The 22766-nt window shown below is 64.3% G+C and carries 25 protein-coding genes; 11 read left to right on the top strand and 14 right to left on the bottom strand.

The window, feature by feature from the left end:
• Positions 1-89: 89 nt before the first annotated feature.
• The 10 genes from ureC to urtA form a co-directional block, all read right to left on the bottom strand.
• Positions 90-1805, bottom strand: a complete 1716-nt coding sequence (gene ureC, locus I6F09_RS09135) for an urease subunit alpha (RefSeq protein ID WP_225187911.1) — start codon at positions 1803-1805, stop codon at positions 90-92.
• Positions 1806-1839: 34 nt separating this feature from the next.
• Positions 1840-2379 (bottom strand): HD domain-containing protein, encoded by a 540-nt coding sequence (locus tag I6F09_RS09130; protein WP_035998123.1) that lies wholly within the window; start codon positions 2377-2379, stop codon positions 1840-1842.
• A 56-nt stretch (positions 2380-2435) separates the two neighbouring features.
• Positions 2436-2741 carry an urease subunit beta gene (locus I6F09_RS09125; RefSeq protein ID WP_026202067.1) on the bottom strand — a complete coding sequence of 102 codons (306 nt, stop codon included), beginning with the start codon at positions 2739-2741 and terminating at the stop codon, positions 2436-2438.
• 9 nt (positions 2742-2750) lie between these two features.
• Complete coding sequence (locus I6F09_RS09120) at positions 2751-3053, bottom strand: urease subunit gamma (RefSeq protein WP_007605424.1); 303 nt, start codon at positions 3051-3053, stop codon at positions 2751-2753.
• Positions 3054-3091: 38 nt separating this feature from the next.
• Positions 3092-3922, bottom strand: a complete 831-nt coding sequence (locus I6F09_RS09115; protein WP_225187910.1) for an urease accessory protein UreD — start codon at positions 3920-3922, stop codon at positions 3092-3094.
• A gap of 32 nt (positions 3923-3954) precedes the next feature.
• The gene (gene urtE / locus I6F09_RS09110) at positions 3955-4650 is read right to left on the bottom strand and encodes an urea ABC transporter ATP-binding subunit UrtE (RefSeq protein WP_225187909.1); all 696 of its coding nucleotides are present in this window, start codon (positions 4648-4650) and stop codon (positions 3955-3957) included.
• An 88-nt stretch (positions 4651-4738) separates the two neighbouring features.
• A complete protein-coding gene (gene urtD, locus I6F09_RS09105) occupies positions 4739-5500 on the bottom strand; it encodes an urea ABC transporter ATP-binding protein UrtD (RefSeq protein WP_036021617.1) in 762 nt (253 codons plus the stop codon).
• A gap of 6 nt (positions 5501-5506) precedes the next feature.
• Positions 5507-6676 (bottom strand): urea ABC transporter permease subunit UrtC, encoded by a 1170-nt coding sequence (gene urtC / locus I6F09_RS09100; RefSeq protein ID WP_225171540.1) that lies wholly within the window; start codon positions 6674-6676, stop codon positions 5507-5509.
• Complete coding sequence (gene urtB / locus I6F09_RS09095; RefSeq protein WP_035998106.1) at positions 6673-8280, bottom strand: urea ABC transporter permease subunit UrtB; 1608 nt, start codon at positions 8278-8280, stop codon at positions 6673-6675. The genes urtC and urtB overlap by 4 nt, the downstream gene beginning before the upstream one ends.
• A gap of 84 nt (positions 8281-8364) precedes the next feature.
• On the bottom strand, positions 8365-9687 hold the full coding sequence (gene urtA / locus I6F09_RS09090) for an urea ABC transporter substrate-binding protein (protein ID WP_035998103.1): 1323 nt from the start codon (positions 9685-9687) through the stop codon (positions 8365-8367).
• A 480-nt stretch (positions 9688-10167) separates the two neighbouring features.
• On the opposite strand from urtA, the gene I6F09_RS09085 reads away from it, so the two are divergent.
• From I6F09_RS09085 to I6F09_RS09075, 3 genes are all read left to right on the top strand, one after another.
• Positions 10168-11751, top strand: a complete 1584-nt coding sequence (locus I6F09_RS09085; RefSeq protein ID WP_109142430.1) for a DEAD/DEAH box helicase — start codon at positions 10168-10170, stop codon at positions 11749-11751.
• Between the two features lie 23 nt (positions 11752-11774).
• Entirely contained in the window at positions 11775-12062 is a 288-nt protein-coding gene (gene infA, locus I6F09_RS09080) for a translation initiation factor IF-1 (RefSeq protein WP_035998101.1), read from the top strand.
• A gap of 259 nt (positions 12063-12321) precedes the next feature.
• The gene (locus I6F09_RS09075; protein ID WP_035998097.1) at positions 12322-12534 is read left to right on the top strand and encodes a cold-shock protein; all 213 of its coding nucleotides are present in this window, start codon (positions 12322-12324) and stop codon (positions 12532-12534) included.
• 91 nt (positions 12535-12625) lie between these two features.
• Here I6F09_RS09075 and I6F09_RS09070 read toward each other — a convergent pair whose 3' ends face one another.
• The 4 genes from I6F09_RS09070 to I6F09_RS09055 all read right to left on the bottom strand — a co-directional run bounded on the left by I6F09_RS09070 (position 12626) and on the right by I6F09_RS09055 (position 15532).
• A complete protein-coding gene (locus tag I6F09_RS09070) occupies positions 12626-13258 on the bottom strand; it encodes a TadE/TadG family type IV pilus assembly protein (RefSeq protein ID WP_081493699.1) in 633 nt (210 codons plus the stop codon).
• Between the two features lie 5 nt (positions 13259-13263).
• Positions 13264-13845, bottom strand: coding sequence for a TadE/TadG family type IV pilus assembly protein (locus I6F09_RS09065; protein ID WP_035998094.1), 582 nt, complete (start codon positions 13843-13845; stop codon positions 13264-13266).
• A 205-nt stretch (positions 13846-14050) separates the two neighbouring features.
• Positions 14051-14554 (bottom strand): pilus assembly protein N-terminal domain-containing protein, encoded by a 504-nt coding sequence (locus tag I6F09_RS09060; protein ID WP_035998084.1) that lies wholly within the window; start codon positions 14552-14554, stop codon positions 14051-14053.
• Between the two features lie 150 nt (positions 14555-14704).
• Positions 14705-15532 carry a sterol desaturase family protein gene (locus tag I6F09_RS09055; protein WP_225139312.1) on the bottom strand — a complete coding sequence of 276 codons (828 nt, stop codon included), beginning with the start codon at positions 15530-15532 and terminating at the stop codon, positions 14705-14707.
• Between the two features lie 272 nt (positions 15533-15804).
• On the opposite strand from I6F09_RS09055, the gene I6F09_RS09050 reads away from it, so the two are divergent.
• The 8 genes from I6F09_RS09050 (at position 15805) to I6F09_RS09015 (ending at position 22759) form a co-directional block, all read left to right on the top strand.
• Positions 15805-15969, top strand: coding sequence for a Flp family type IVb pilin (locus I6F09_RS09050; protein WP_025033956.1), 165 nt, complete (start codon positions 15805-15807; stop codon positions 15967-15969).
• 77 nt (positions 15970-16046) lie between these two features.
• Positions 16047-16187, top strand: a complete 141-nt coding sequence (locus I6F09_RS09045) for a hypothetical protein (protein WP_193760509.1) — start codon at positions 16047-16049, stop codon at positions 16185-16187.
• Between the two features lie 122 nt (positions 16188-16309).
• The gene (locus tag I6F09_RS09040; RefSeq protein WP_225141067.1) at positions 16310-16834 is read left to right on the top strand and encodes a prepilin peptidase; all 525 of its coding nucleotides are present in this window, start codon (positions 16310-16312) and stop codon (positions 16832-16834) included.
• A gap of 129 nt (positions 16835-16963) precedes the next feature.
• Positions 16964-17761 (top strand): Flp pilus assembly protein CpaB, encoded by a 798-nt coding sequence (gene cpaB, locus I6F09_RS09035; protein WP_035998075.1) that lies wholly within the window; start codon positions 16964-16966, stop codon positions 17759-17761.
• The gene (locus I6F09_RS09030) at positions 17758-19248 is read left to right on the top strand and encodes a type II and III secretion system protein family protein (RefSeq protein WP_225187908.1); all 1491 of its coding nucleotides are present in this window, start codon (positions 17758-17760) and stop codon (positions 19246-19248) included. Before cpaB ends, I6F09_RS09030 begins: the two co-directional genes overlap by 4 nt.
• 20 nt (positions 19249-19268) lie before the next feature.
• Positions 19269-20003 carry a CpaD family pilus assembly protein gene (locus I6F09_RS09025; protein WP_035998073.1) on the top strand — a complete coding sequence of 245 codons (735 nt, stop codon included), beginning with the start codon at positions 19269-19271 and terminating at the stop codon, positions 20001-20003.
• Entirely contained in the window at positions 20000-21268 is a 1269-nt protein-coding gene (locus I6F09_RS09020) for an AAA family ATPase (RefSeq protein ID WP_035998070.1), read from the top strand. Before I6F09_RS09025 ends, I6F09_RS09020 begins: the two co-directional genes overlap by 4 nt.
• A 21-nt stretch (positions 21269-21289) precedes the next feature.
• The gene (locus tag I6F09_RS09015) at positions 21290-22759 is read left to right on the top strand and encodes a CpaF family protein (RefSeq protein ID WP_035998067.1); all 1470 of its coding nucleotides are present in this window, start codon (positions 21290-21292) and stop codon (positions 22757-22759) included.
• Positions 22760-22766 lie beyond the last annotated feature (7 nt).

Genomic DNA, 22766 nt, shown 5'->3' with positions numbered 1-22766 from the left:
GGGCGGGACATTAGACCAGGCGGGACCGAACGCAAAACCGCAAAAAGCCGTCCCCGGACACCGCCGGGGACATGCGTCGAGGCGCTATTTCAGTACATGAAATATCGCTGCGCCATCGGCAGCACCTCCGCCGGAGCACAGGTCAGGAGCTCGCCATCGGCGCGCACTTCATAGGTCTCCGGATCGACCTCGATATCGGGCGTGGCGTCGTTGTGGATCATGCTCTTCTTGGAGATTTTGCCGCGGGTGTTCTGGACGGCATAGAGCTTCTTCTCGATGCCGAGCTTTCGCGCGAGGCCACCGGTGACCGCGGCCTTGGAGGTGAACACCACCGAGGATGCCGTACGTGCCTTGCCGAACGCGCCGAACATCGGCTGGTAGTGCACCGGCTGCGGCGTCGGGATCGAGGCGTTGGGATCGCCCATGGGCGCCGCGACGATGGTGCCGCCCTTGACGATGCAGTCCGGCTTGACGCCGAAGAAGGCCGGCGACCACAGCACGAGATCGGCCATCTTGCCCTTCTCGACCGAGCCGATCAGCTTCGACACGCCATGCGCGATGGCGGGATTGATGGTGTACTTGGCGATGTAGCGCTTGACGCGGAAATTGTCGTTGTCCTTGCCCTTGTCCTGCGGCAGCGACCCGCGCTGCTTTTTCATCTTGTCCGCGGTCTGCCAGGTCCGGATGATGACTTCGCCGAGGCGGCCCATGGCCTGCGAGTCCGAGGACATCATCGAGAGCGCGCCGAGGTCGTGGAGGATGTCCTCGGCCGCGATCGTCTCCTTGCGGATGCGGCTTTCGGCGAACGCCAGATCTTCGGCGATGGACGGATCCAGATGGTGGCACACCATCAGCATGTCCAGATGCTCGTCGATGGTGTTGCGGGTGAACGGCCGCGTCGGGTTGGTCGACGAGGGCAGCACGTTCTTCAGGCCGGCGACCTTGATGATGTCAGGAGCATGGCCGCCGCCGGCGCCTTCGGTGTGGAAGGCGTGGATGGTGCGTCCCTTGAAGGCCTTGATCGTGTCCTCGACGAAGCCGGATTCGTTCAGCGTGTCGGTGTGGATCATCACCTGGATGTCGTGATCGTCGGCGACCGACAGGCAATTGTCGATCGCGGCCGGCGTGGTGCCCCAATCCTCGTGCAGCTTCAGCGCACAGGCGCCGCCCTTGATCATCTCGACCAGCGCGGCGGGCCGCGAGGCGTTGCCCTTGCCGGAAATGCCGAGATTGACCGGGAAGGCGTCGAACGACTGGATCATCCGCCCCATATGCCAGGGCCCCGGCGTACAGGTGGTCGCGAAGGTGCCGTGCGACGGGCCGGTGCCGCCCCCCAGCATCGAGGTGACCCCTGACATCAGCGCGTGCTCGATCTGCTGCGGACAGATGAAATGGATGTGGCTGTCGAAGCCGCCGGCGGTGAGGATCTTGCCCTCACCCGCGATCACGTCGGTGCCGGGGCCGATGATGATGGTAACGCCAGGCTGGATGTCGGGATTGCCGGCCTTGCCGATCGCCGAGATCATGCCGTCCTTGATGGCGACGTCGGCCTTCACGATGCCCCAATGGTCCACGATCAGCGCATTGGTGATGACGGTATCGGCCGCGCCCTGCCTGTTGGTGACCTGCGACTGCCCCATGCCATCGCGGATCACCTTGCCGCCGCCGAACTTCACCTCCTCGCCATAGGTGGTGAAATCCTTCTCGACCTCGATGATGAGGTCGGTGTCGGCCAGCCGCACCTTGTCGCCGGTGGTCGGGCCGAACATGTCGGCATAGACGGAACGCTTCATCTTGACGGACATCACAAGCCCCGTTTGCGATTGAATGTCTGGTTGGTCACAGCAAGGCCTTTGCTGCTTTCACGGCGTCATCGAATTTTTCGTCGAGCCACGCATTGCCGCCGCGGCACCCCGCCACGACCTGCGTGGCCCAGGCGATATAGTCGGCGAGATCTTCGCGCTCCCCAGCATTCGGATCGGTCTGAATGCGCGCGCCCGTATTGCTGATCTTGTCGGCGATCTTGATCAGCTTGGCGCCCGGCGATTTGTGGGGCGCGTCCTCGATCTGCTTCTGCCGCCGCTTCGCTTTCGGCAAGCTCATGTCGTCGGTGCACTCGGCAACGAGGGACGCGACCCGATCGGAAAATCTCTGCGCGAGCTCCTCGCGCGTGGTGTCGGTGTCCTCGATGGTGTCGTGCAGCCAGCCGGCCGCGACCAGCTCGGCATCGGCGCCGTCGGTCGCAGTCGCGAGCAGGTTCGCGACCTCTGCGAGATGATTGATATAGGGCTCATTGCCGCGGCCCTTGCGCGCCATGCCGTTATGGCGCTGCGCGGCGAGCTCGGCAGCTTCCGAGACGAGGCGGATTGGTGAGAGCATGGAAATACCTCCGTTTCCGCCTCAACCATGCCGCGCCGTGCTCGTTCCTGCGGAGGTCACAGCTTCCCCATCACATCGCCGCGGAAGCCGTAGATCGTCTTCTTCCCCGCCATGGCGACGAGCTGGACGTCGCGGGTCTGGCCGGGCTCGAAGCGGACGGCGGTGCCGGCGGCGATGTCGAGGCGCATGCCGCGCGCCTTCTTGCGGTCGAACTTCAGCGCGGGGTTGGTCTCGAAGAAATGGTAGTGCGAGCCAACCTGGATCGGGCGGTCGCCGGTATTGGCGACCGTCAGCGTCACGGTCTTGCGGCCGGCGTTGAGCTCGATCTCGCCGTCCTGGATGAAGAGTTCGCCGGGGATCATGCTCTGCTCCTACCTGATCGGCTCGTGCACGGTGACGAGCTTGGTGCCATCAGGAAAAGTTGCCTCGACCTGGATGTCGTGGATCATCTCGGGAATGCCCGGCATCACCTGGTCGCGGGTCAGAACTTGCGCGCCTGACTGCATCAGCTCGGCGACGGTGCGGCCGTCGCGCGCGCCTTCCAGAATGAAATCGGAAATGATCGCGATCGCCTCGGGATGGTTGAGCTTGACGCCGCGGTCCAGCCGGCGGCGGGCCACGATCGCCGCCATCGAGATCAGAAGCTTGTCCTTTTCGCGGGGAGACAGATTCATGCGACATCTCTTCCGTTCAACACGTCAATTCAACCAGTCTAGTTCAGCCAGAGCCGCGGCAGGGCCGCACCGGTGCGCGCCAGCACCGTCATCATATCGGCGCGCAAGCGCGCCGCATCTTGGGCACAGAACCGCGCCATTGCAAAGCCATTCCAGGCCGAGATTCCGACTTCGCCGGAGAACGATTCCGACGCCTCGCGGATGCGCTCGACCAGGGCTTCGTCGCCGGGCACGATCAGGGCTGTGCCGATCGCCGCGCCACCTTTGGCGACGGCGGACCGGCCGAGCTTGGCACCGATATCGCCGTCGAGCCGGACCGTCTCGGCGAACACCAGCCGCCCGCCGCGGCGTAGCCGCCAGCGGTCGACGAACTCGCCCTGCTCCATCCGCTCGCCCATGGCGGTGCGGCCGAACACCACGATCTCGCAGAGCAGGAGCGAGGCCGCCTCGTCGAGGTCGATGTCGAAGCGGCGCTGGACGCGGGCACGGTCGAACAGAATCGTCTCCTGGGGCAGCCAGGCAAGATGCGCGTCCGCGCCGACCTTCAGGGCGATGTTGAGCTGCGCTGCCGCTCCGGGCGTGCGATAGACCTTTTCGGCGGCCGCTGTGGTCAGCGTCAGCCGCGCTGCATCCGCCGCCGCTATCTCGATATCAAAGCGATCACCGCCGGCAACTCCGCCCGCCGTGTTGACGAACACGCCGGACAGGCCCTGATCTTCCGGCGAGGGAAAGCGGACGCGGAGCGAACCGGATTCATGCAAGGTGCCGCGCCGTGTCACCCCGTCGCGCGCATGCACGTCGAAGCGCACGGTGCCACGGGCACGGTTTGCCTCAAACACGGTGGACGTGACTGACAATTCGCTGCGCATCCGCCTCCCCCAGCCGGTCGCGGCAGAATGGCCTACAGCGCCATCTGGCGGCTGATCTCGGCCGAATCGAGATTGGAGCGGTCGCAGGTGAACTTCACTGCGCCGCGATCCATCACCGCGAAACTGTCGCCGAGTTCGCAGGCAAAGTCGAGATATTGTTCGACCAGCACGATGGCGATGTTGCCGAGGTTGCGCAGATACGAAATGGCGCGGCCGATGTCCTTGATGATCGAGGGCTGGATGCCTTCGGTGGGCTCGTCGAGCAAAAGTAGTTTCGGCCGCATCACCAGCGCGCGGCCGATCGCGAGCTGCTGCTGCTGGCCGCCGGAGAGGTCGCCGCCGCGCCGGCCCAGCATGGATTGCAGCACCGGAAACAGCGAGAACACGTCGTCCGGAATGTGCTTGTCCTCGCGCTTGAGCGGACCGAAGCCGGTCTTGAGGTTCTCCTCGACTGTCAGCAACGGGAAGATCTCGCGGCCCTGCGGCACGAAGCCGATGCCCTTGCGCGCCCGCTCGTACGGCTTGAGGCCGGTGATATCGCTGCCGTCGAACACGATTGCGCCCGACGAGATCGGATATTGCCCGACCATCGCGCGCAGGAGCGAGGTCTTGCCGACGCCGTTGCGTCCGAGCACGCACGTGACCTTGCCGGGCTCGGCCGAGATCGAGACGCCGCGCAGCGCCTGGGCAGCACCGTAAAACAGGTTGATGTCTTTCACTTCAAGCATCGGAAACACCTTTGCGGGCGAATAGCGAATGGCGAGTAGCGAATAGGAGAAGCGGCCAGTCCATTCGCCATTCCCTATTCGCCATTCGCTACCTTCCCAAATACACTTCGATGACCCTCTCGTTGGACGAGACCTGGTCGATGGTCCCTTCCGCGAGCACCGTGCCTTCGTGCAGGCAGGTGACCTTGACGCCGAGCTCGCGCACGAAGGTCATGTCGTGCTCGACCACCATGACGGTGTGGGTCTTGTTGATTTCCTTCAGCAGCTCGGCGGTGAGATGCGTCTCGACGTCGGTCATTCCCGCGACGGGCTCGTCGACCAGCAGCAGTTTCGGATCCTGCGCCAGCAGCATGCCGATCTCCAGCCATTGCTTCTGGCCGTGGCTGAGGCTGCCGGCGAGACGATTGCGAGCCTCGGTGAGGCGGATCGTCTCCAGCACCTTGTCGATGCGTTCGGCCTCCGCCTTGCTGCCGCGCCAGAACAGCGTGCCGCGGACCGAATGGTCGACATTGAGCGCCAGCAGGAGGTTGTCCTGCACGGTCTGGCTCTCGAACACGGTCGGCTTCTGGAACTTGCGGCCGATGCCGAGCTCGGCGATGCGGGTCTCGTCGAGGCGCGTCAGGTCGGTGACGCCGTCGAACAGCACGGTGCCTTCATCCGGCTTGGTCTTGCCGGTGATGATGTCCATCATCGTGGTCTTGCCGGCGCCGTTCGGGCCGATGATGGCGCGCATCTCGCCGGGCTCGAGCGTCAGCGACAGATTGTTGATGGCGTGGAAGCCGTCGAACGAGACGTGCACGCCGTCCAGATAAAGCATCGCGGAGGTCGCGCGGGTGTCCATGACGTTCATGACCGCTTACTCCGCCATCTTGGGTTCGGTGACGCCGTCTTCGGCCGCGGCACTCATGGAGGTGGCGGAGGTGCGTCTTTCCTTCGATTGATCCCACCAGGCATTGAAGGTGCCGACGATGCCCTTGGGCAGCAGCAGCGTCACCAGGATGAACAATGCGCCCAGCATGAACAGCCAGTACGGCGCGAGCACGCCCGAGGTGAAGAACGTCTTGGCGTAGTTGACGACGACGGCGCCGAGCGCCGCGCCGACCAGCGTGCCGCGGCCGCCGACCGCGACCCAGATCACCGCCTCGATCGAATTGCCGGGGGCGAATTCGCTCGGGTTGATGATGCCGACCTGCGGCACGTAGAGCGCGCCGGCAACGCCGGCCATGCAGGCCGACACCGTGAACACGAACAGCTTGTAGGATTCGACGCGGTAGCCGAGGAAGCGCGTGCGCGATTCCGCGTCGCGCACGGCAATCAAGACCTTGCCGAGCTTGGAGGAGACGATGGCGCGGCAGATCAGGAAGCCGATGATCAGCGCCAGACAGCTCAGCGCGAACAACGCGGCGCGCGTCCCCTCCGCCTGGACGTTGAAGCCCAGGATGTCCTTGAAGTCGGTCAGGCCGTTATTGCCGCCGAAACCAAAGTCGTTGCGGAAGAAGGCGAGCAGCAGCGCGTAGGTCATCGCCTGCGTGATGATCGACAGATAAACGCCGGTGACACGTGAGCGGAAGGCGAGCCAGCCGAAGCAGAAGGCGAGCAGGCCCGGTACGACCAGCACCATCAGCGCCGCGAACCAGAACATGTCGAAGCCGTACCAGTACCAGGGCAGCTTCTCCCAGTTCAGGAACACCATGAAGTCGGGCAGGATCGGATTGCCGTAGACGCCGCGGGTGCCGATCTGCCGCATCAGGTACATGCCCATGGCGTAGCCGCCGAGCGCGAAGAAGGCGCCGTGACCGAGCGAGAGGATGCCGCAATAGCCCCAGATCAGGTCGATCGACAGCGCCAGGATGGCGTAGCAGACATACTTGCCCCAGAGCGCGACGAGATAGGTCGGCACCTGCAGGAACGAGCCCGCGGGAAGCAGCAGGTTGGAGAGCGGAATGAGGATGCCGCAGGCCGCGACGACGGCAAGGAAGATCGTCGCGCTGCGGTCCAGCGATCGCGTCAGCATGTGAGGGGTCATGCTTCCACCGCACGGCCCTTGAGCGCGAACAGGCCGCGCGGCCGCTTTTGAATGAACAGGATGATGAGAACCAGGATCGCGATCTTGCCGAGCACGGCGCCGGCGACCGGCTCCAGGAACTTGTTGGCGATGCCGAGCGTGAAGGCGCCGACGAGCGTGCCCCAGAGATTGCCGACCCCGCCGAACACCACGACCATGAAACTGTCGATGATGTAACTCTGGCCGAGATTGGGGCTGACATTGTCGATCTGCGACAGCGCCACGCCAGCGATGCCGGCAATGCCCGAACCGAGGCCGAAGGTCAGCGCGTCGACGCGCGAGGTGGCGATGCCCATGGAAGCCGCCATGCGGCGGTTCTGCGTCACGGCGCGCATTTCGAGGCCCAGCGCGGTGTAGCGCAGCATCGCGAGCAGGATCGCGAACACGGCGAGCGTGAAGAGAAGGATCCAGAGCCGGTTATAGGTGATGGTGATCTGGCCGAGCTCGAACGCGCCGCTCATCCAGGAGGGGTTGCCGACCTCGCGATTGGTCGGGCCGAACATGGTGCGTACCGCCTGCTGCAGCACCAGCGATAGGCCCCAGGTCGCGAGCAGCGTCTCCAGCGGGCGGCCATAGAGGAAGCGGATGATGCTGCGCTCGATCAAGACGCCGATCGCGCCGGCGACGAGAAAGGCGAGCGGCACGGCGATCAAGAGCGAATAGTCGAACAGGCCGGGATAGCGGGTGCGGATCACCTCCTGCACCACGAAGGTGGTGTAGGCCCCGATCATCACCATCTCGCCATGCGCCATGTTGATGACGCCCATCACGCCGAAGGTGATGGCGAGCCCGATCGCGGCGAGCAGCAGCACCGAGCCGAGCGAGAGGCCGTACCAGGCATTCTGCACCATCGACCAGACTGCGAGCGAATTCTGGATCGAGCCGATCGCGCTCGCGGCGGCCTTGGTGACCGAGGCCGGCTGGTCGCCCATGCCGGTGAGCAGCGCCAGCGCATCCTGGTCGCCCCGCGCCTTGAGGGTTGCGACCGCTTCGAGCTTCTCGACCTCGGTGGCGTCGGACTTGAACAGCAGGATCGCGGCTCGGGCCTCAGTGAGCGCCGCCTTGACGGATTTGTTGGCTTCCTTGGCAAGCGCGGCATCGACCGCCTCGAGCGCGGTCTCCTCGTGCGACTTGAAGACGGACTGCGCGGCTTGCAGGCGCGTTCCCAGATCCGGAGACTGCAGCGTCAGGCTCCCGAGTGCGGCGTCGACGCTGCGGCGCAGGCGGTTGTTGAGGCGAACCGCGCTCGCACTGTCGGGAACGCTGGCAACGGCCTCGCCGGTCGCAGCGTCGATCGACTTGCCGTCCGCATCGGTGACGTAGACCTTCTTACTGTCGGGATCGGCCATGAGGCGACCGTCCTGAAGCGCATTGATGATCGGAAAAGCCAGCTTGCTGCCGCTGCCCGCGATCACACCGATCGCCTCTTCCGTGTCGGAAAAATCATCGTTGGCGAATTTGGCGACCGCATCCTCGAACGGACCGGCGAAGGCCGGCAGCGCGAACGCAATCAGGAACAACGAGAGTGCAAGCGAACAGAGACGAGCGGACAAATGGGCTGGCACTGTGAATGACCCCGGCAGAAATGAGTGGAGAAGGCGGCGGGATCGCCGCCCTCTCCGGTCTTGCAATGGAGCGTCAGATCGGGATCAGGAGCCCGAGCCGAGGCACTTGTTGGACTTGGTGTTGAAGTTACCGCACTTCTTGCCGACCCAGTCGCCGATCAGGTCCTTGGAGCCGTCGAGCTCCTTCGACCAGGCGTCGCCGGGGACGAGGCTCGGGGTCTTCCAGACCACGTCGAACTGGCCGTTGCCCTTGATCTCGCCGATGAACACCGGCTTGGTGATATGGTGGTTCGGGAGCATCTTGGAGGTGCCGCCGGTCAGGTTCTTGGCTTCGATGCCCGGGAGAGCGTCGATGACCTTGTCGGGATCGGTCGACTTCACCTTCTCGACCGCCTTGACCCACATGTCGAAGCCGATCACGTGCGCTTCCATCGGATCGTTGGTCACGCGCTTCGGATTCTTGGTGTAGGCCTGCCACGCCTTGATGAACTTCTCGTTCTCCGGCGACTTGATCGACTGGAAGTAGTTCCAGGCGGCGAGGTGGCCGACCAGCGGCTTGGTGTCGATGCCGGCGAGCTCTTCCTCACCCACCGAGAACGCCACCACCGGGATGTCCTTGGCCTTGATGCCCTGGTTGCCGAGCTCCTTGTAGAAGGGAACGTTGGCGTCGCCGTTGATGGTCGAGACCACCGCGGTCTTCTTGCCGGCCGAGCCGAACTTCTTGATGTCGGCCACGATCGTCTGCCAGTCGGAATGACCGAACGGCGTGTAGTTGATCATGATGTCTTCCTGGGCGACGCCCTTGGACTTCAGATAGGCCTCCAGGATCTTGTTGGTGGTGCGCGGATAGACGTAGTCGGTGCCCGCGAGCACCCAGCGCTTCACCTTCTCGTCCTTCATGAGGTAGTCGACGGCAGGGATCGCCTGCTGGTTCGGCGCAGCCCCCGTGTAGAACACGTTACGCTCGCTCTCCTCACCCTCGTATTGCACGGGGTAGAACAGGATGCTGTTGAGCTCCTTGAACACCGGGAGCACCGACTTACGCGACACCGAGGTCCAGCAGCCGAACACGACCGAGACCTTGTTCTTGGTGATCAGCTCGCGCGCCTTTTCGGCGAACAGCGGCCAGTTCGATGCGGGATCGACGACGACGGCCTCCAGCTTCTTGCCGAGCACGCCGCCCTTCTTGTTCTGCTCGTCGATCAGGAAGAGGATGGTGTCCTTCAGCGTGGTTTCGCTGATTGCCATGGTGCCGGACAGGGAGTGGAGTACACCCACCTTGATGGTGTCGTCGGCGGCCTTTGCGCCAGTCAATGAAGCCAGACCGAGCATCAGTCCGGCGGTCGCAGCGAGCACGCCGCGGCGGCTAAATGACGCCGCTATATCGTGAGTGGATTTGTTAAACATGAGTGCCTCATCTCCCTGACGCAGACGTGAAAAACGCTGCGAAACGGCCCCACGGCCGCCTGCGGTTAACGGAATCGCAAGAACCATGCCATGGGCTGGGCACCCATCAACTTATTGAATTTGCAAAACTAATTGGCAGAAATCGAAGTTTCTCCGCAGTCTTGCAGCCTAAATCATAGGCAACATAAATGTATGCGAAAGCGGCAGTCAGACTACTTTCTAAGCAAATCGCCAATTCTGGCTAAATTTCTGGCAGCAGTATTTTTGCATCGCACCCGCTGTTTCGGAGGCAAGTGCCTTGAAAGCGCCCCCTCGATGTTCCATATGAGCGTCCGAGACCTCTTGCGAATCAAGGGGTCGTAGCGAGCCGCGTGTTCTTAAGCCCTCTACGGGCCTCTGGCTTGCCCCATCTCTCCCAAGCCATCCGACACCCCAAACACGCAGGTGTCTTCTCGACACCCTTTTGCGCGCGCCGCGCTGATGCGCCGGGCGTTCGCTTTTGACATGGAAAGAACCCCTCTTTTGACTTCGTTTCAGGACTTCGGCCTCGCCGAACCCATCGCGCGCGCTCTTCGTGAAGAGAATTACGTCACCCCAACCCCGATCCAGGCCCAAACCATCCCGCTGGCATTGACCGGCCGCGACGTCGTCGGCATCGCCCAGACCGGTACCGGCAAGACCGCGTCCTTCGCGCTGCCGATCCTGCATCGTCTGCTCGAGAACCGCATCAAGCCGCAGCCCAAGACCGCCCGCGTGCTGGTGCTGTCGCCGACCCGCGAGCTGTCCGGGCAGATCCTCGACAGCTTCAACGCCTACGGCCGCCACATCCGCCTGTCCTCGACGCTCGCGATCGGCGGCGTGCCGATGGGCCGCCAGGTCCGCGCGCTGATGCAGGGCGTCGACGTGCTGGTCGCCACCCCCGGCCGCCTGCTCGACCTCGTGCAGAGCAACGGCTTGAAGCTTTCAAGCGTCGAGTTCCTCGTGCTCGACGAAGCCGACCGCATGCTCGACATGGGCTTCATCAACGACATTCGCAAAATCGTCGCCAAGCTGCCGATCAAGCGGCAGACCCTGTTCTTCTCGGCCACCATGCCGAAGGACATCGCCGAGCTCGCCGATTCCATGTTGCGCGACCCCGCCCGTGTCGCGGTGACCCCGGTGTCCTCGACCGCCGAGCGGATCAACCAGCGCATCCTGCAGGTCGACTTCGCGGCCAAGCCGGCCTTCCTGACCAAGCTGCTGCAGGACGAGGCGATCAACCGCGCGCTGGTCTTCACCCGCACCAAGCACGGCGCCGACAAGGTGGTGAAGACGCTGGCCAAGGCCGGGATCGCCGCCAACGCCATCCACGGCAACAAGTCGCAGAACCATCGCGAGCGCACGCTGGCCCAGTTCCGCTCGGGAGAGATCCGCACCCTGGTCGCCACCGACATCGCCGCTCGCGGCATCGACGTCGACGGCATCAGTCACGTCATCAACTTCGACCTGCCGAACGTGCCGGAGACCTACGTCCACCGCATCGGCCGCACCGCGCGCGCCGGAGCCGACGGCACCGCAATCTCGCTGGTCGCGGGCGGCGAGGAGCTCGGCTATCTGCGCGACATCGAGCGGCTGATTCGCGTCGCCCTGCCGCGGGAGGACCACCGCACCGACGCCGGCCGCCGCGATGCTGGTCCCGCCCCGTCGCAGCAACGACAGGGCCGGCCGGGCGGTCGTCCGGGCCAGCGCCCGCAAGGCGCACGCCACGGTGACGGACGTCGCGCCGACGAACGGCATGCCGACGGGCGCCACCATAGTGCCGGTAAGCAAGGCGACGGCAGGCACGGTGAAGGCCGGCACGCCGAGGCGAGGCATGCCGACGGACGGCCCGGCAGTGGCCCGAATGCTTCCAAGGGTTCTCGCCGCCGCCGCTCCGGTGGTAAGATGCATTCATCGCCTGTCGACCGTCCGGAACAGCGTTCCGCGCATAGCGCCGGGACCCCTGATGGGATACAAGGCGTTGCCTTTTTGCGCCGCCAGAGTCGGCCAAACAGCCAACCGAACCGCAAACCCTATTCGCACTAGCCGTCCACGACCTGGAGATATCAATGGCTAAGGAAGAGCTGATCCAGTTCGAAGGACTGGTCACCGAAATCCTCCCCGATGCCCGCTACCGCGTGCAGCTCGACGCCGGACACGAGATCGTTGCCTATACCGCCGGCAAGATGAAGAAGAACCGCATCAAGACGCTCGCGGGCGACCGCGTGACGGTGGAGATGTCGCCCTATGACCTCGAGAAGGGCCGGCTGATTTTCCGCCACAAGGACGAACGTCCCAGCACGCCGGGCGGACCGCCCCGTCCCGGACAGCGCGGCGGCCAATTCCGCCGCCGCTAGTCGGCTGCGGCGCGGGTTCGAATTCCGATCTGTTAGGTGATCCGCCGTTGACATCACGGCGGATCAAAAAATCGTGCGCGTCCGGATTGTTTCGAACCGCTGCTTCCGATAAAATGAATTAATCGATTTTCGGCCGGACGACATTGGCATCCACCGGTACAGCCGGTTCAGACACGCTGACGACCCTTCCAGAAATTCGATCTAACCCTGCCCGCGCGAGCGGGCTCCGACATAGTGTTATCTGAGAGGGACTACCCCCGTGAGCATGGGAACCGTGAAGTGGTTTAACGCAACCAAGGGCTATGGCTTCATTCAGCCCGACGATGGCGGCCAGGACGTGTTCGTTCACATCAGCGCCGTGGAGCGCGCCGGCCTCGGCTCGCTCCGCGAGGGCCAGAAGATCTCCTACGAGATCGTGGCCGACCGCCGTTCCGGCAAGTCTGCGGCGGACAACCTGCGCGCTGCGGGCTGAGCCCGCCGGGCGCCGGCCCGATCAGCGAGCCAAAGCAAAAAGGCCGTGCGCAACGCACGGCCTTTTTCATGTCACGGGCGGCTGACAGATCTCAACACGTCGACGGCACGTTGTTGTACGGCACGCAGGTGACCTGACGCGGCCGCGTGTAGGAGAGATCGCTCAGGGTTACGCTCGACTTCAACACGTAGCCGATGGTCGGCGTGTAAGTGTAGTTGGCTTCGCTCAGGATGAGATAGCTCGACGGAATCAAGAGTGCCGGGGGAATCATCGTGGTGACCGTGTCGCCGGCGTTCCGAGCCGAGGTCGCAAGCGTGGCTTGCGTCGCGCCGCTCGCAATCGTGCCGGCCCTGCTCCACTGGACCTTGGCGATGCTGTTGGCGTCGATGTAGATCTGGGAGATCGTGCCCTTCACGAGCGCAGCGTCGTAAGGCATGACGACGGAGATGCTTGCCGTGAACGTATCCTTCATGCCGGCATCGTTGAGCGTGGTCGACTGCGAGGTCAAATCGGACAATGTCCGCGCGATCAACGTGATTTTGCGGTCGATCGCCACGGCGGACGAAAATTCCACGGTGCCGAAGAACATCACCAGCATCAGCGGTACGATGATCGCGAATTCGGTCGCCGCCAGGGCGCGCTTGTCGGCGACGAAGCCGCGCACGGAGCCGCGTGCATTCCTCCAGATGTTCGCAATCGCCCGCATCGGTCCGCCCAGATCCATCTGCATCAGAAGGGTTCGTTCTTGAACGCCACCGTCGCCACCATCAGCCGCTTGTTGCTGCATCCCGCGTTGTAGCCGAGGCCGGTGACGATGAGCGGCCATTGATAGAACAGGCGCACCACGACGACCTGGCCGGAGGTTCCGGCACTGTACTGCATCCCGGAGGGATTGAAGGTGCAGGAATTGCCGAAATTGGTGAGGCTGAGCGTCCCGAACGAGCTGGTGCTGACGACGTCGACGTACAGCTTGCTGCAATCGAACAGCGCCGGAATCTTGCTGCAGACGAAGGTCTTGAACGTCGTCTGATCGCATGCAGCGACTGTGTTGGGCGCGGACTGGCAGGCCGCCACCGAGCCGCCCTGCGCCTGAGCCTGGCCGGTTAGAATCGCGCGCGCGGAGTCCTGCGCGATGGTCTCGAGCACCTGGCTGGAGAAGAACATGAGCGCCGTCTCGAGGATCGCGAACAGCAGCGCGAAGAACATCGGTGCGACCAGCGCAAATTCGACGGCTGCGGAGCCGCGGCGGTTGCCGCGAAACCGGAGCAGCGCTTTCCGGAGCGTGAACCTCGTAGGTGCAGGCGATGGCATCTCGTCAAATTCCCCAGCGGCCGGCGATCATCTGCCCGTTCAATAGCGGAAACTGATTGTCTAAGTGTTTCAGACGATCCGCTTCCGGCGGACCGCGCCGTTAACACCGCGTTAACCAGCGCCCGCAAGCGGGAGGAAGCACGGCATGCAACGAGGTGCCGCCCTCGAATCGAGCGGCTTGGCGGGATCGAGGCCCGCCCGTGGGCTAGTTTGGCTTGGCAGCCGCGCCGGCACCCGCACCTCCGCTGGCGCTGCTGCTCAGCGTACCGGCCTGGCTCATCGCGTTGTTGAAATAGGTGTCGCTGTCGCCGAGCGTCACGCGGCGCTGGCAAAGCGGCACGCAACTGTAGGACTCCCGCTCGACCCCGCGATAGACGGTGACGAGCCGGTCGCTCGGACCTTCGACCTGGATCTGGCGGTCCACCAGAATCTCGCCGCCGCGGTCGAGCGCGATGAAGTTGGTGGCCCCGTAGCCCTTTCCGGTCACGACGATCATGCCGCCGGGCTGGAGCGTGACGTCGGCGATCAGGGGATTGCCGACCACGATGGTCGCCACCTTGCCGGGCAGCCGCACCAGCTTGGCCTGGTCGACATTGACGGCGATGGTATCGGCGACGGGCTCGGCAAGGCTGGCGGCCGGCGAGGCCAGCACCGCAGCGGCAACCAGAACACAGACGCGCACATGACGGCGCAGCATTTCTTTACGCATACTCTTACCCCCGGGACGTCACAGACCGGCAGAAGCGACCGAATACAGCGGAGCCGGTGCCCGACCCGGCTAACCTGCCTTTAATTCGTGAACGTTCCGCAAACTCGCCGCGTATTGTTTGAACGGACGGACATTTGCGGGGCCCGCCCCCTAATGCCGGAACGGAAAGGCGAGCTGCCCGCCGATCTCCTTGGGCATGGCCGCTTCGTCCTTGCCGTAGTCCTGCGGCAGCCTGCCCTCCGGCATGCGGAAGGTGCCGAACAGCACGTCCCAGATCGGGAACGTTCCGGCAAAATTGGTGTCGCCGCCCTCTTCGAGGGAGGTGTGGTGCCAGCGATGGAAGACCGGCGTCGCCAGCACGTATTTGAACGGTCCGAAAGTCCAGTTCAGGTTGGCGTGCACAAAGGCCGAGTGGAAGGTGGTGAACGGGCCGACCCAGACCATGACGTTCGGGGAGATGCCTGCCATCAGCAGCACGACGTCGACGCTGATCGTCCCGAGCAAGAGATTGACCGGATGGAAGCGCGCCGCGGAGATCCAGCCGATCTCCTCCGACGAATGATGGATGGCGTGATATTTCCAGAAGCCGCCGTCGTGGAAAAGCCGATGCAGCCAGTACAGCATGAAATCGGACAGCACCAGGAACAGCACGGCCTGCAGCCACAGCGGCAGCTGCGCCAGCGGACCGTGGCCATTGTCGTAAAAGGCGATGAGCTCGTCGGCGTCGTGGATGTTGAAGACGACGCTGGCGCCGACAACCAGCAGCCCGATCCGCATGGTGCGGGCGAACACCGGAACGAAGAACCAGTAGCAGATGTCGGTGACGATCTCCCGCTTGCGCCACCACGGCGCGCCGGGATTGCAGGCCCAGAAATGCTCCAGCACGGTGAAGACCGCCGCGAGCACCAAGGTGACCGGGATCACCTTGACGATGGTCTCGCCGAGCATCAAGGCGACTTGCATGGGCAGGCTCGACATCGTCGCCTCTCTCCGCGAATTCCGCTGTAGCTCAAGGCCTACTCCGCGAAATTTAAGGGAGGGTGAAGCACGCGCCGCGTTGGCGGCGCATCCGGAACCGCAACGAATTTGCAGGTGCCGTCTTAAGGCGAAATTCACTCTGGGCAAAAGCATCGCGCCGGACGTGGGATTACCCGGTCGAATTAACTCTCCCGAAAGAGCTCGGCTCTCATGGTCGTCGCGTCAACGACAGCGCCGAACGAGGCGGTCCCCACCCAGACGGAGTTTTGTTCATGAAGAACTTGATTGCGCGTTTCGCGAAGGATGAATCCGGCGCCACCGCCATCGAATACGGCCTGATCGCCGCCGGCATCGCGCTGGCCATCATCACCGTCGTCAACAATCTCGGCACCACGCTGAACGCCAAGTTCAGCTCGATCAGCACCTCGCTGAAGTAAGCGGGTCCACGAACGACGGCAAAAGCCCCGGACCTCCGGGGCGTTTGTTTTTCTGAAGACGGCGAGTTCCAGTGGCGTTGCACGAGTTCAGAACCGATGCCGCGGTCGCGGCCCACGAGGCGGAAGCGGCGCAGGCCGGCTCGCCGGTCTATTGGATCTGCCTTGCGCTGCTGGTTGCGACGGTCGCGCTCGCCGCACGTATTGCCAGCTTCTGGTGAAAGCGCGTTCGTCGGCCGAGGCCCCGGCGCGCCCGTGCCTCCGTTGTCGGTTTGTTTAGCATCGCGCGCTAGCATCGCCCGAAGCAGCTCCCGCGACAAACCCAGGCCTCAAGACGCAGCCCATGATTCTCGACCTTGCGCGCCTTCTGCTCTTCCCGGCCCTGATGGCGTTCGCCGCCGCGAGCGATCTCTTCACGATGACGATCTCGAACCGCGTATCGCTGGCGCTGGTGGCGGGCTTCTGCGCGCTCGCCCTCGCCGGGGGCATGGCACCTTACGAGATGCTGAGTCATGTCGGCGCCGGTGCGCTCGTTCTGGTCGTGGCCTTCACCTGCTTCGCCATGGGCTGGGTGGGCGGCGGCGACGCCAAGGTCGCGGCCTCCGTCGCGCTCTGGTTCGGCTTCCCACATCTGATGAACTTCCTGCTCTACGCCTCGCTGTTCGGCGGCGCGCTGACGCTGCTCCTGCTGCAGTTCCGGCAGTGGCCGCTGCCTTACGGGCTGGCAGGACAGGCCTGGCTCGCACGGCTGCACGCCAAGGAGAGCGGCATTCCCTACGGCATCGCGCTCGCGCTGAGCGCGCTGATGGTCTACCCGGAGACCGAATGGGTGAAGGCGATCGACCTCGCTCGCCTCGCGCTGCGCTGAACGCCCCGGGTAAACCCGGCGTTAAGGCGATTTAGATACGCCTCATTAACCATGCTTTGACGAATAGCTGGTCAACTGCCGATCACGGCGGCGGCAGCGTCGCGGCGTATTGTTGGAAAGTTGAAGCGTATGAATAGGGCACGCATTGTCGTCCTGACGGTCGCCATCTGCGCCGGCGGCGTCGCCGCGTACCTGGCGAGCGGCTCCGACAATTCTGCGCCGCCTCCGGTTCCGGTCGCGCAGCTGCCGACCGTCGACGTCCTCGTGGCCAAGAACGACATCGGCCTCGGCCAGACCGTGAAGCCCGAAGACGTGCAATGGCAGACCTGGCCGACCGCGACCGCCAGCGCCACCTTCATCCGACGCAACGAGCGCCCCGACGGTGCGACCCAGGTGACCGGCTCGATCGCGCGCGCGCCCTTCATCCAGGGTGAGCCGATCCGCGACCAGAAGCTGGTTAAGGCCGAAGGTTCCGGCTTCATGGCGGCAATCCTGCCCACCGGCATGCGGGCGATCTCGACCGAGATCTCGCCGGAGACCGGCGCGGGCGGCTTCATCCTGCCCAACGACCGCGTCGACGTCCTGCTCACCCGCCGGCTCAAGAACCCGGATCAGAGCAGCGGCGCTCCCGACATCGTCACCTCCGAGATCATCCTGGCCAATATCCGGGTCCTGGCCATCGACCAGGCACCCAAGGAGAAGGACGGGCAGAACGCGGTGATCGGCAAGACCGTCACCCTCGAGCTCAATCCCGCGCAGACCGCAACGCTCTCCGCGGCTCGCCAGAGCGGCACGCTGTCGCTGGCGCTGCGCAGCATCGTCGACGTCAAGATGAGCGAGATCACGCTCGATGACTCCGCGCAGAAGCGCGACGGTGTCTCGATCATTCGCTACGGCATTCCAAGTCAGGCGGCTAAGGCACGATGAAGACAGTCGACATCAAATACAGGGCAGATTCGGCGACGATGCGGACCTCACTGGTCCGCGCCCTGTCGTTTTCGGCCGCCGTCGCGCTGGCGCTCAGCCCGACGATCGCCCCGGCAGTCGCCGCCGATTACCGCCCTGTGCCGCAGGCCGCGGCGGACGGCCAGATCAACGCGCGTTTCCTCTCGCTCGGCATCGGCAAGTCGGTCGTGATCGACCTGCCGCGCGACATCAAGGACGTGCTGGTCGCCGATCCCAAGATCGCCAATGCGGTGGTCCGCTCCGCACAGCGCGCCTATATCATCGGCGCCGCGGTCGGCCAGACCAATATCGTGTTCTTCGATTCCGCCGGGCAGCAGATCGCGGCCTACGACATCGCGGTGAAGCGCGACCTCAACGGCGTGCGGGCCGCACTGAAGCAGGTTCTGCCCAACTCAGACATCCAGATCGACGGCCTGGGCGACGGTATCGTCCTGTCCGGCACGGCCGCCAACCCTATGGAAGCGCAACAGGCCAACGAGCTCGCTGCGCGCCTAGCCGGCGGCGTCGACAAGGTGGTGAACTCGATCGTGGTGCGCGGCCGCGACCAAGTCATGCTCAAGGTGACCGTTGCCGAAGTCGCGCGTACGATCGTCAAGCAGCTCGGTATCGACCTCACCGCCAACCTCAACTACGGCACATCGGTGGTGAGCTTCAGCAACTCCAACCCGTTCACGGCCCTCGGCCGTAATCTGGTGGATGGCAACAATCTCACTGCGAGTTTCGGCGCGACGCCTTCGGTGCAGGCGACCCTGCGTGCGATGGAGAGCGCGGGCGTGATCAGGACGCTGGCCGAGCCGAACCTGACCGCGATCTCCGGAGAGTCCGCCACCTTTCTCGCCGGCGGCGAATTTCCGGTGCCTGCAGGTTATTCGTGCGATCCCGTCACGCGCGTCTGTACCACTCAGATCAGCTTCAAGAAGTTCGGCATCTCACTCAACTTTACGCCTGTGGTCCTGAGCGAAGGCAAGATCAGCTTGCGGGTGATGACCGAGGTCTCCGAACTGTCAAATGAGAATGCGATCACGCTGTCGCAGGCGGTGACCTCGAACACGGTCAACTCGCTGACGGTCCCCTCAATCAAGACACGCCGCGCAGAGACTTCGCTGGAAATTCCGTCCGGCGGCGCGATGGCGATGGCCGGCCTGATCCAGCAGCAGACCAAGCAAGCTGTCAACGGAATGCCGGGGCTAATGCAGCTCCCGATCCTCGGCACGCTGTTCCGCAGCCGCGACTTCGTCAACAATGCAACCGAGTTGGTCGTGATCGTGACGCCCTATGTGGTCCGCGCGGTGGCGCCGAAGGACCTGTCGCGGCCGGATGACGGCTTCGCCCCGCCTGCGGATCCGCAGGCGCAGCTGATCGGCAATATCAACCGGATCTACGGCGTGCCGGGCCGGACCGAAGCGGCCAAGAACTACCGCGGCACCTACGGCTTCATTACCGACTGAGGCGGAACGGGGATTTCACGATGATCACGAGACCACCCCAGCTTCGCAAGCGCGCCATCAGCCTCGGTGGCGCGCTCATCGGCCTCGCGCTCGCGGTCGGGGGCTGCCAGCACGACGAAGTCCTCACGGCGTCCATTCCCGACGACTACAAGCAGCGCCATCCGATCGCGGTCGAGGAGCAGAATCGCTCGATCGTCGTCTTCGTGGGTCATGCCCGCGGCGGATTAACCGCGGCCCAACGCGCTGACGTGATGGGCGTGGCATCGGCGTGGTTGCAAGAAGGCACCGGCGCGATTCGCATCGACGTGCCTTCCAATACGCCCAATGCTCGCCCGGTCGCCGATACGATGCGTGAGATCCAGGCGATGCTGGCGGCGGCAGGCGTTCCGCCGCGCGGCGTCAGCCTTCACCCCTACCAGCCGCAAGACAAGCGCTTCCTCCCCCCGATCCGGCTCACCTATTCCAGGATTGCCGCAGTCGCCGGTCCCTGCGGCCTGTGGCCGGAAGACATCGGACCCTCGATGAAGAACAAGCGCTGGTTCGAGAACAAGGACTATTACAATTACGGCTGCGCTTATCAGCGCAACCTCGCGGCCATGGTCGACAATCCGTCGGATCTTGAGCAGCCGCGGCCCGAAACTCCGTCATACACGCCGCGGCGCATCACCGGGTTCGAGAAGTATCGCAAGGGAACGACGACGGCGACCACCTATCCCGAGGCCGACAGGGCCAAACTCAGCGACACCGGCAAATGATCAGTTACGCGCGCCAGACACACGAAGAGCAGCCGGCAGCAGCTCCTCCGCCGGTCGAGGAGCATATTGCGCCCGCGCCGCGCGTCTCGGTTCAGGCCTTCTGCGAAACCGTGGAGACGGCCGCCGCGGTGCAGTCGGCCGGCGAGGATCGCCGTCTCGGCAAGGCTCACCTGAAGATCCAGATGGGCGGCATGGCGGCCGCGATCGAAGCCTACCGCTCGGCTCCCACGCCGAACGTGATCGTGCTCGAGAGCGACGGTCGCAACGACCTGCTGGGCGGACTCGACCAGCTCGCCACTGTCTGCGATGCCGGCACCCGCGTGGTGGTGATCGGCCGCATCAACGACGTCACGCTCTATCGCGAGCTGGTGCGCCGCGGCGTCAGCGATTACGTGCTCGCGCCGGTCGGCGCGATCGACGTCGTACGCTCGATCTGCAACCTGTTCTCGGCCCCCGAAGCCAAGGCAGTCGGCCGCATCATCGCCGTGGTCGGAGCCAAGGGTGGCGTCGGGGCTTCGACCATCTCGCACAACGTCGCGTGGGCGATCGCGCGAGACCTCGCGATGGACGCCGTCGTCGCCGATCTCGACCTCGCCTTCGGCACGGCCGGGCTCGACTACAACCAGGATCCGCCGCAGGGTATCGCCGACGCCGTGTTCTCGCCTGACCGCGTCGACACCGCGTTCATCGACCGCCTGCTGTCGAAATGCACCGACCATCTCAGCCTGCTGGCGGCGCCTGCGACGCTCGACCGGGTTTATGATTTCGGCACTGACGCTTTCGATGCCGTATTCGACACGCTGCGCTCCACCATGCCCTGCATCGTGCTCGACGTTCCGCATCAATGGTCGGGCTGGACCAAGCGCGCCTTGATCGGGGCGGACGACATCCTGATCGTGGCCGCCCCGGACCTCGCCAATCTGCGCAATACCAAGAACCTGTTCGATCTATTGAAGGCCGCCCGCCCCAATGACCGGCCGCCGCTCTACTGCCTGAACCAGGTCGGCGTGCCGAAACGGCCCGAGATCGCCGCCGCGGAGTTCGCCAAGGCAATCGAGAGCCAGCCGGTCGTCTCGATCCCGTTCGAACCGCAGATCTTCGGCTCGGCGGCCAACAACGGCCAGATGATCGCGGAGATCTCCGCCAACCACAAGTCGATCGAGATGTTCCTGCAGATCGCCCAGCGCCTGACCGGCCGCAGCGAGACCAAGAAGCAAAAGTCGTCCCTGCTTTCACCTCTGATTGAGAAGTTGCGGGGAAGATAAGCCGCCGCATGGAGTTGTTAAGTGTTCGGTAAGCGTAGCGGAACAGACACCGACCTTCGGGCACCCAAGCCCGGCGCCGTGTCGCTCGAGCCTGCCCCGGCTCAGGCGCCGACGGTTTCGCGCGCTCCGCCTCCGCCGGCCGTCGCCTCGCCGCCGCTTGCGCCCGCCAAGGCTCCGCCGCCTCCGGCCATGGAGAGCCGGCGTTCGGACAATTATTACGAGGTCAAGGCGACCATCTTCGGCGCGCTGATCGAGGCCATCGACCTCGCCCAGCTCGCCAAGCTCGATTCGGAGTCCGCGCGCGAGGAAATCCGCGACATCGTCAACGAGATCATCGCGATCAAGAACATCGTGATGTCGATCGCCGAGCAGGAGGAGCTGCTCGACGACATCTGCAACGACGTCCTCGGTTACGGCCCGCTCGAGCCGCTATTGTCGCGCGACGACATCGCCGACATCATGGTCAATGGCGCCAACACCGTCTACATTGAGGTCGGCGGCAAGATCCAGCGTACCGGCATCCGCTTCCGCGACAACCAGCAGCTTCTCAATATCTGCCAGCGCATCGTCAGCCAGGTCGGCCGGCGCGTCGACGAATCCTCGCCGATCTGCGACGCGCGCCTCGCCGACGGCTCCCGTGTCAACGCCATCGTGCCGCCGCTGTCGATCGACGGCCCCGCGCTCACCATCCGCAAATTCAAGAAAGACAAGCTGACGCTGGATCAGCTCGTCAAGTTCGGCGCGATCACGCCGGAAGGCGCCGAGATCCTTCAGATCATCGGCCGCGTCCGCTGCAACGTGCTGATTTCCGGCGGTACCGGCTCGGGCAAGACGACCCTGCTCAACTGCCTCACCAACTACATCGAGCACGACGAGCGCGTCATCACCTGCGAGGACGCCGCCGAGCTCCAGCTGCAGCAGCCTCACGTGGTGCGGCTGGAAACCCGTCCGCCCAACATCGAGGGCGAGGGCCAGGTCACGATGCGCGAATTGGTGCGCAACTGCCTGCGTATGCGTCCCGAACGCATCATCGTCGGCGAGGTCCGCGGACCCGAAGCCTTCGACCTGCTGCAGGCCATGAACACCGGCCATGACGGCTCGATGGGCACGCTGCACGCCAACAACCCGCGCGAGGCGCTGTCGCGCTGCGAATCCATGATCACGATGGGCGGCTTTTCCCTTCCGTCGCGAACAATTCGCGAGATGATCTGCGCCTCGATCGACGTCATCATCCAGGCCGCGCGCCTGCGCGACGGCTCCCGCCGCATCACCCACATCACCGAGGTGATGGGCATGGAAGGCGACACCATCATCACCCAGGACATCTTCCTCTACGACATGGTCGGCGAGGACGCCAACGGCAAGATCATCGGCCGGCACCGCTCAACCGGCATCGGCCGTCCGAAGTTCTGGGAACGCGCCCGTTATTACGGCGAGGAGAAGCGCCTCGCCGCGGCGCTCGACGCGGCGGAAGTCGCGCCGAAGACGTGAGCAGATT

This window comes from Bradyrhizobium sp. IC3195 (genome assembly GCF_020193585.1).
GTDB classification, from domain to species: Bacteria; Pseudomonadota; Alphaproteobacteria; order Rhizobiales; family Xanthobacteraceae; genus Bradyrhizobium; species Bradyrhizobium yuanmingense.
The sequence above is the reverse complement of the archived record's forward strand: the minus strand, read 5'-3'. Positions and strand labels throughout refer to the sequence as shown.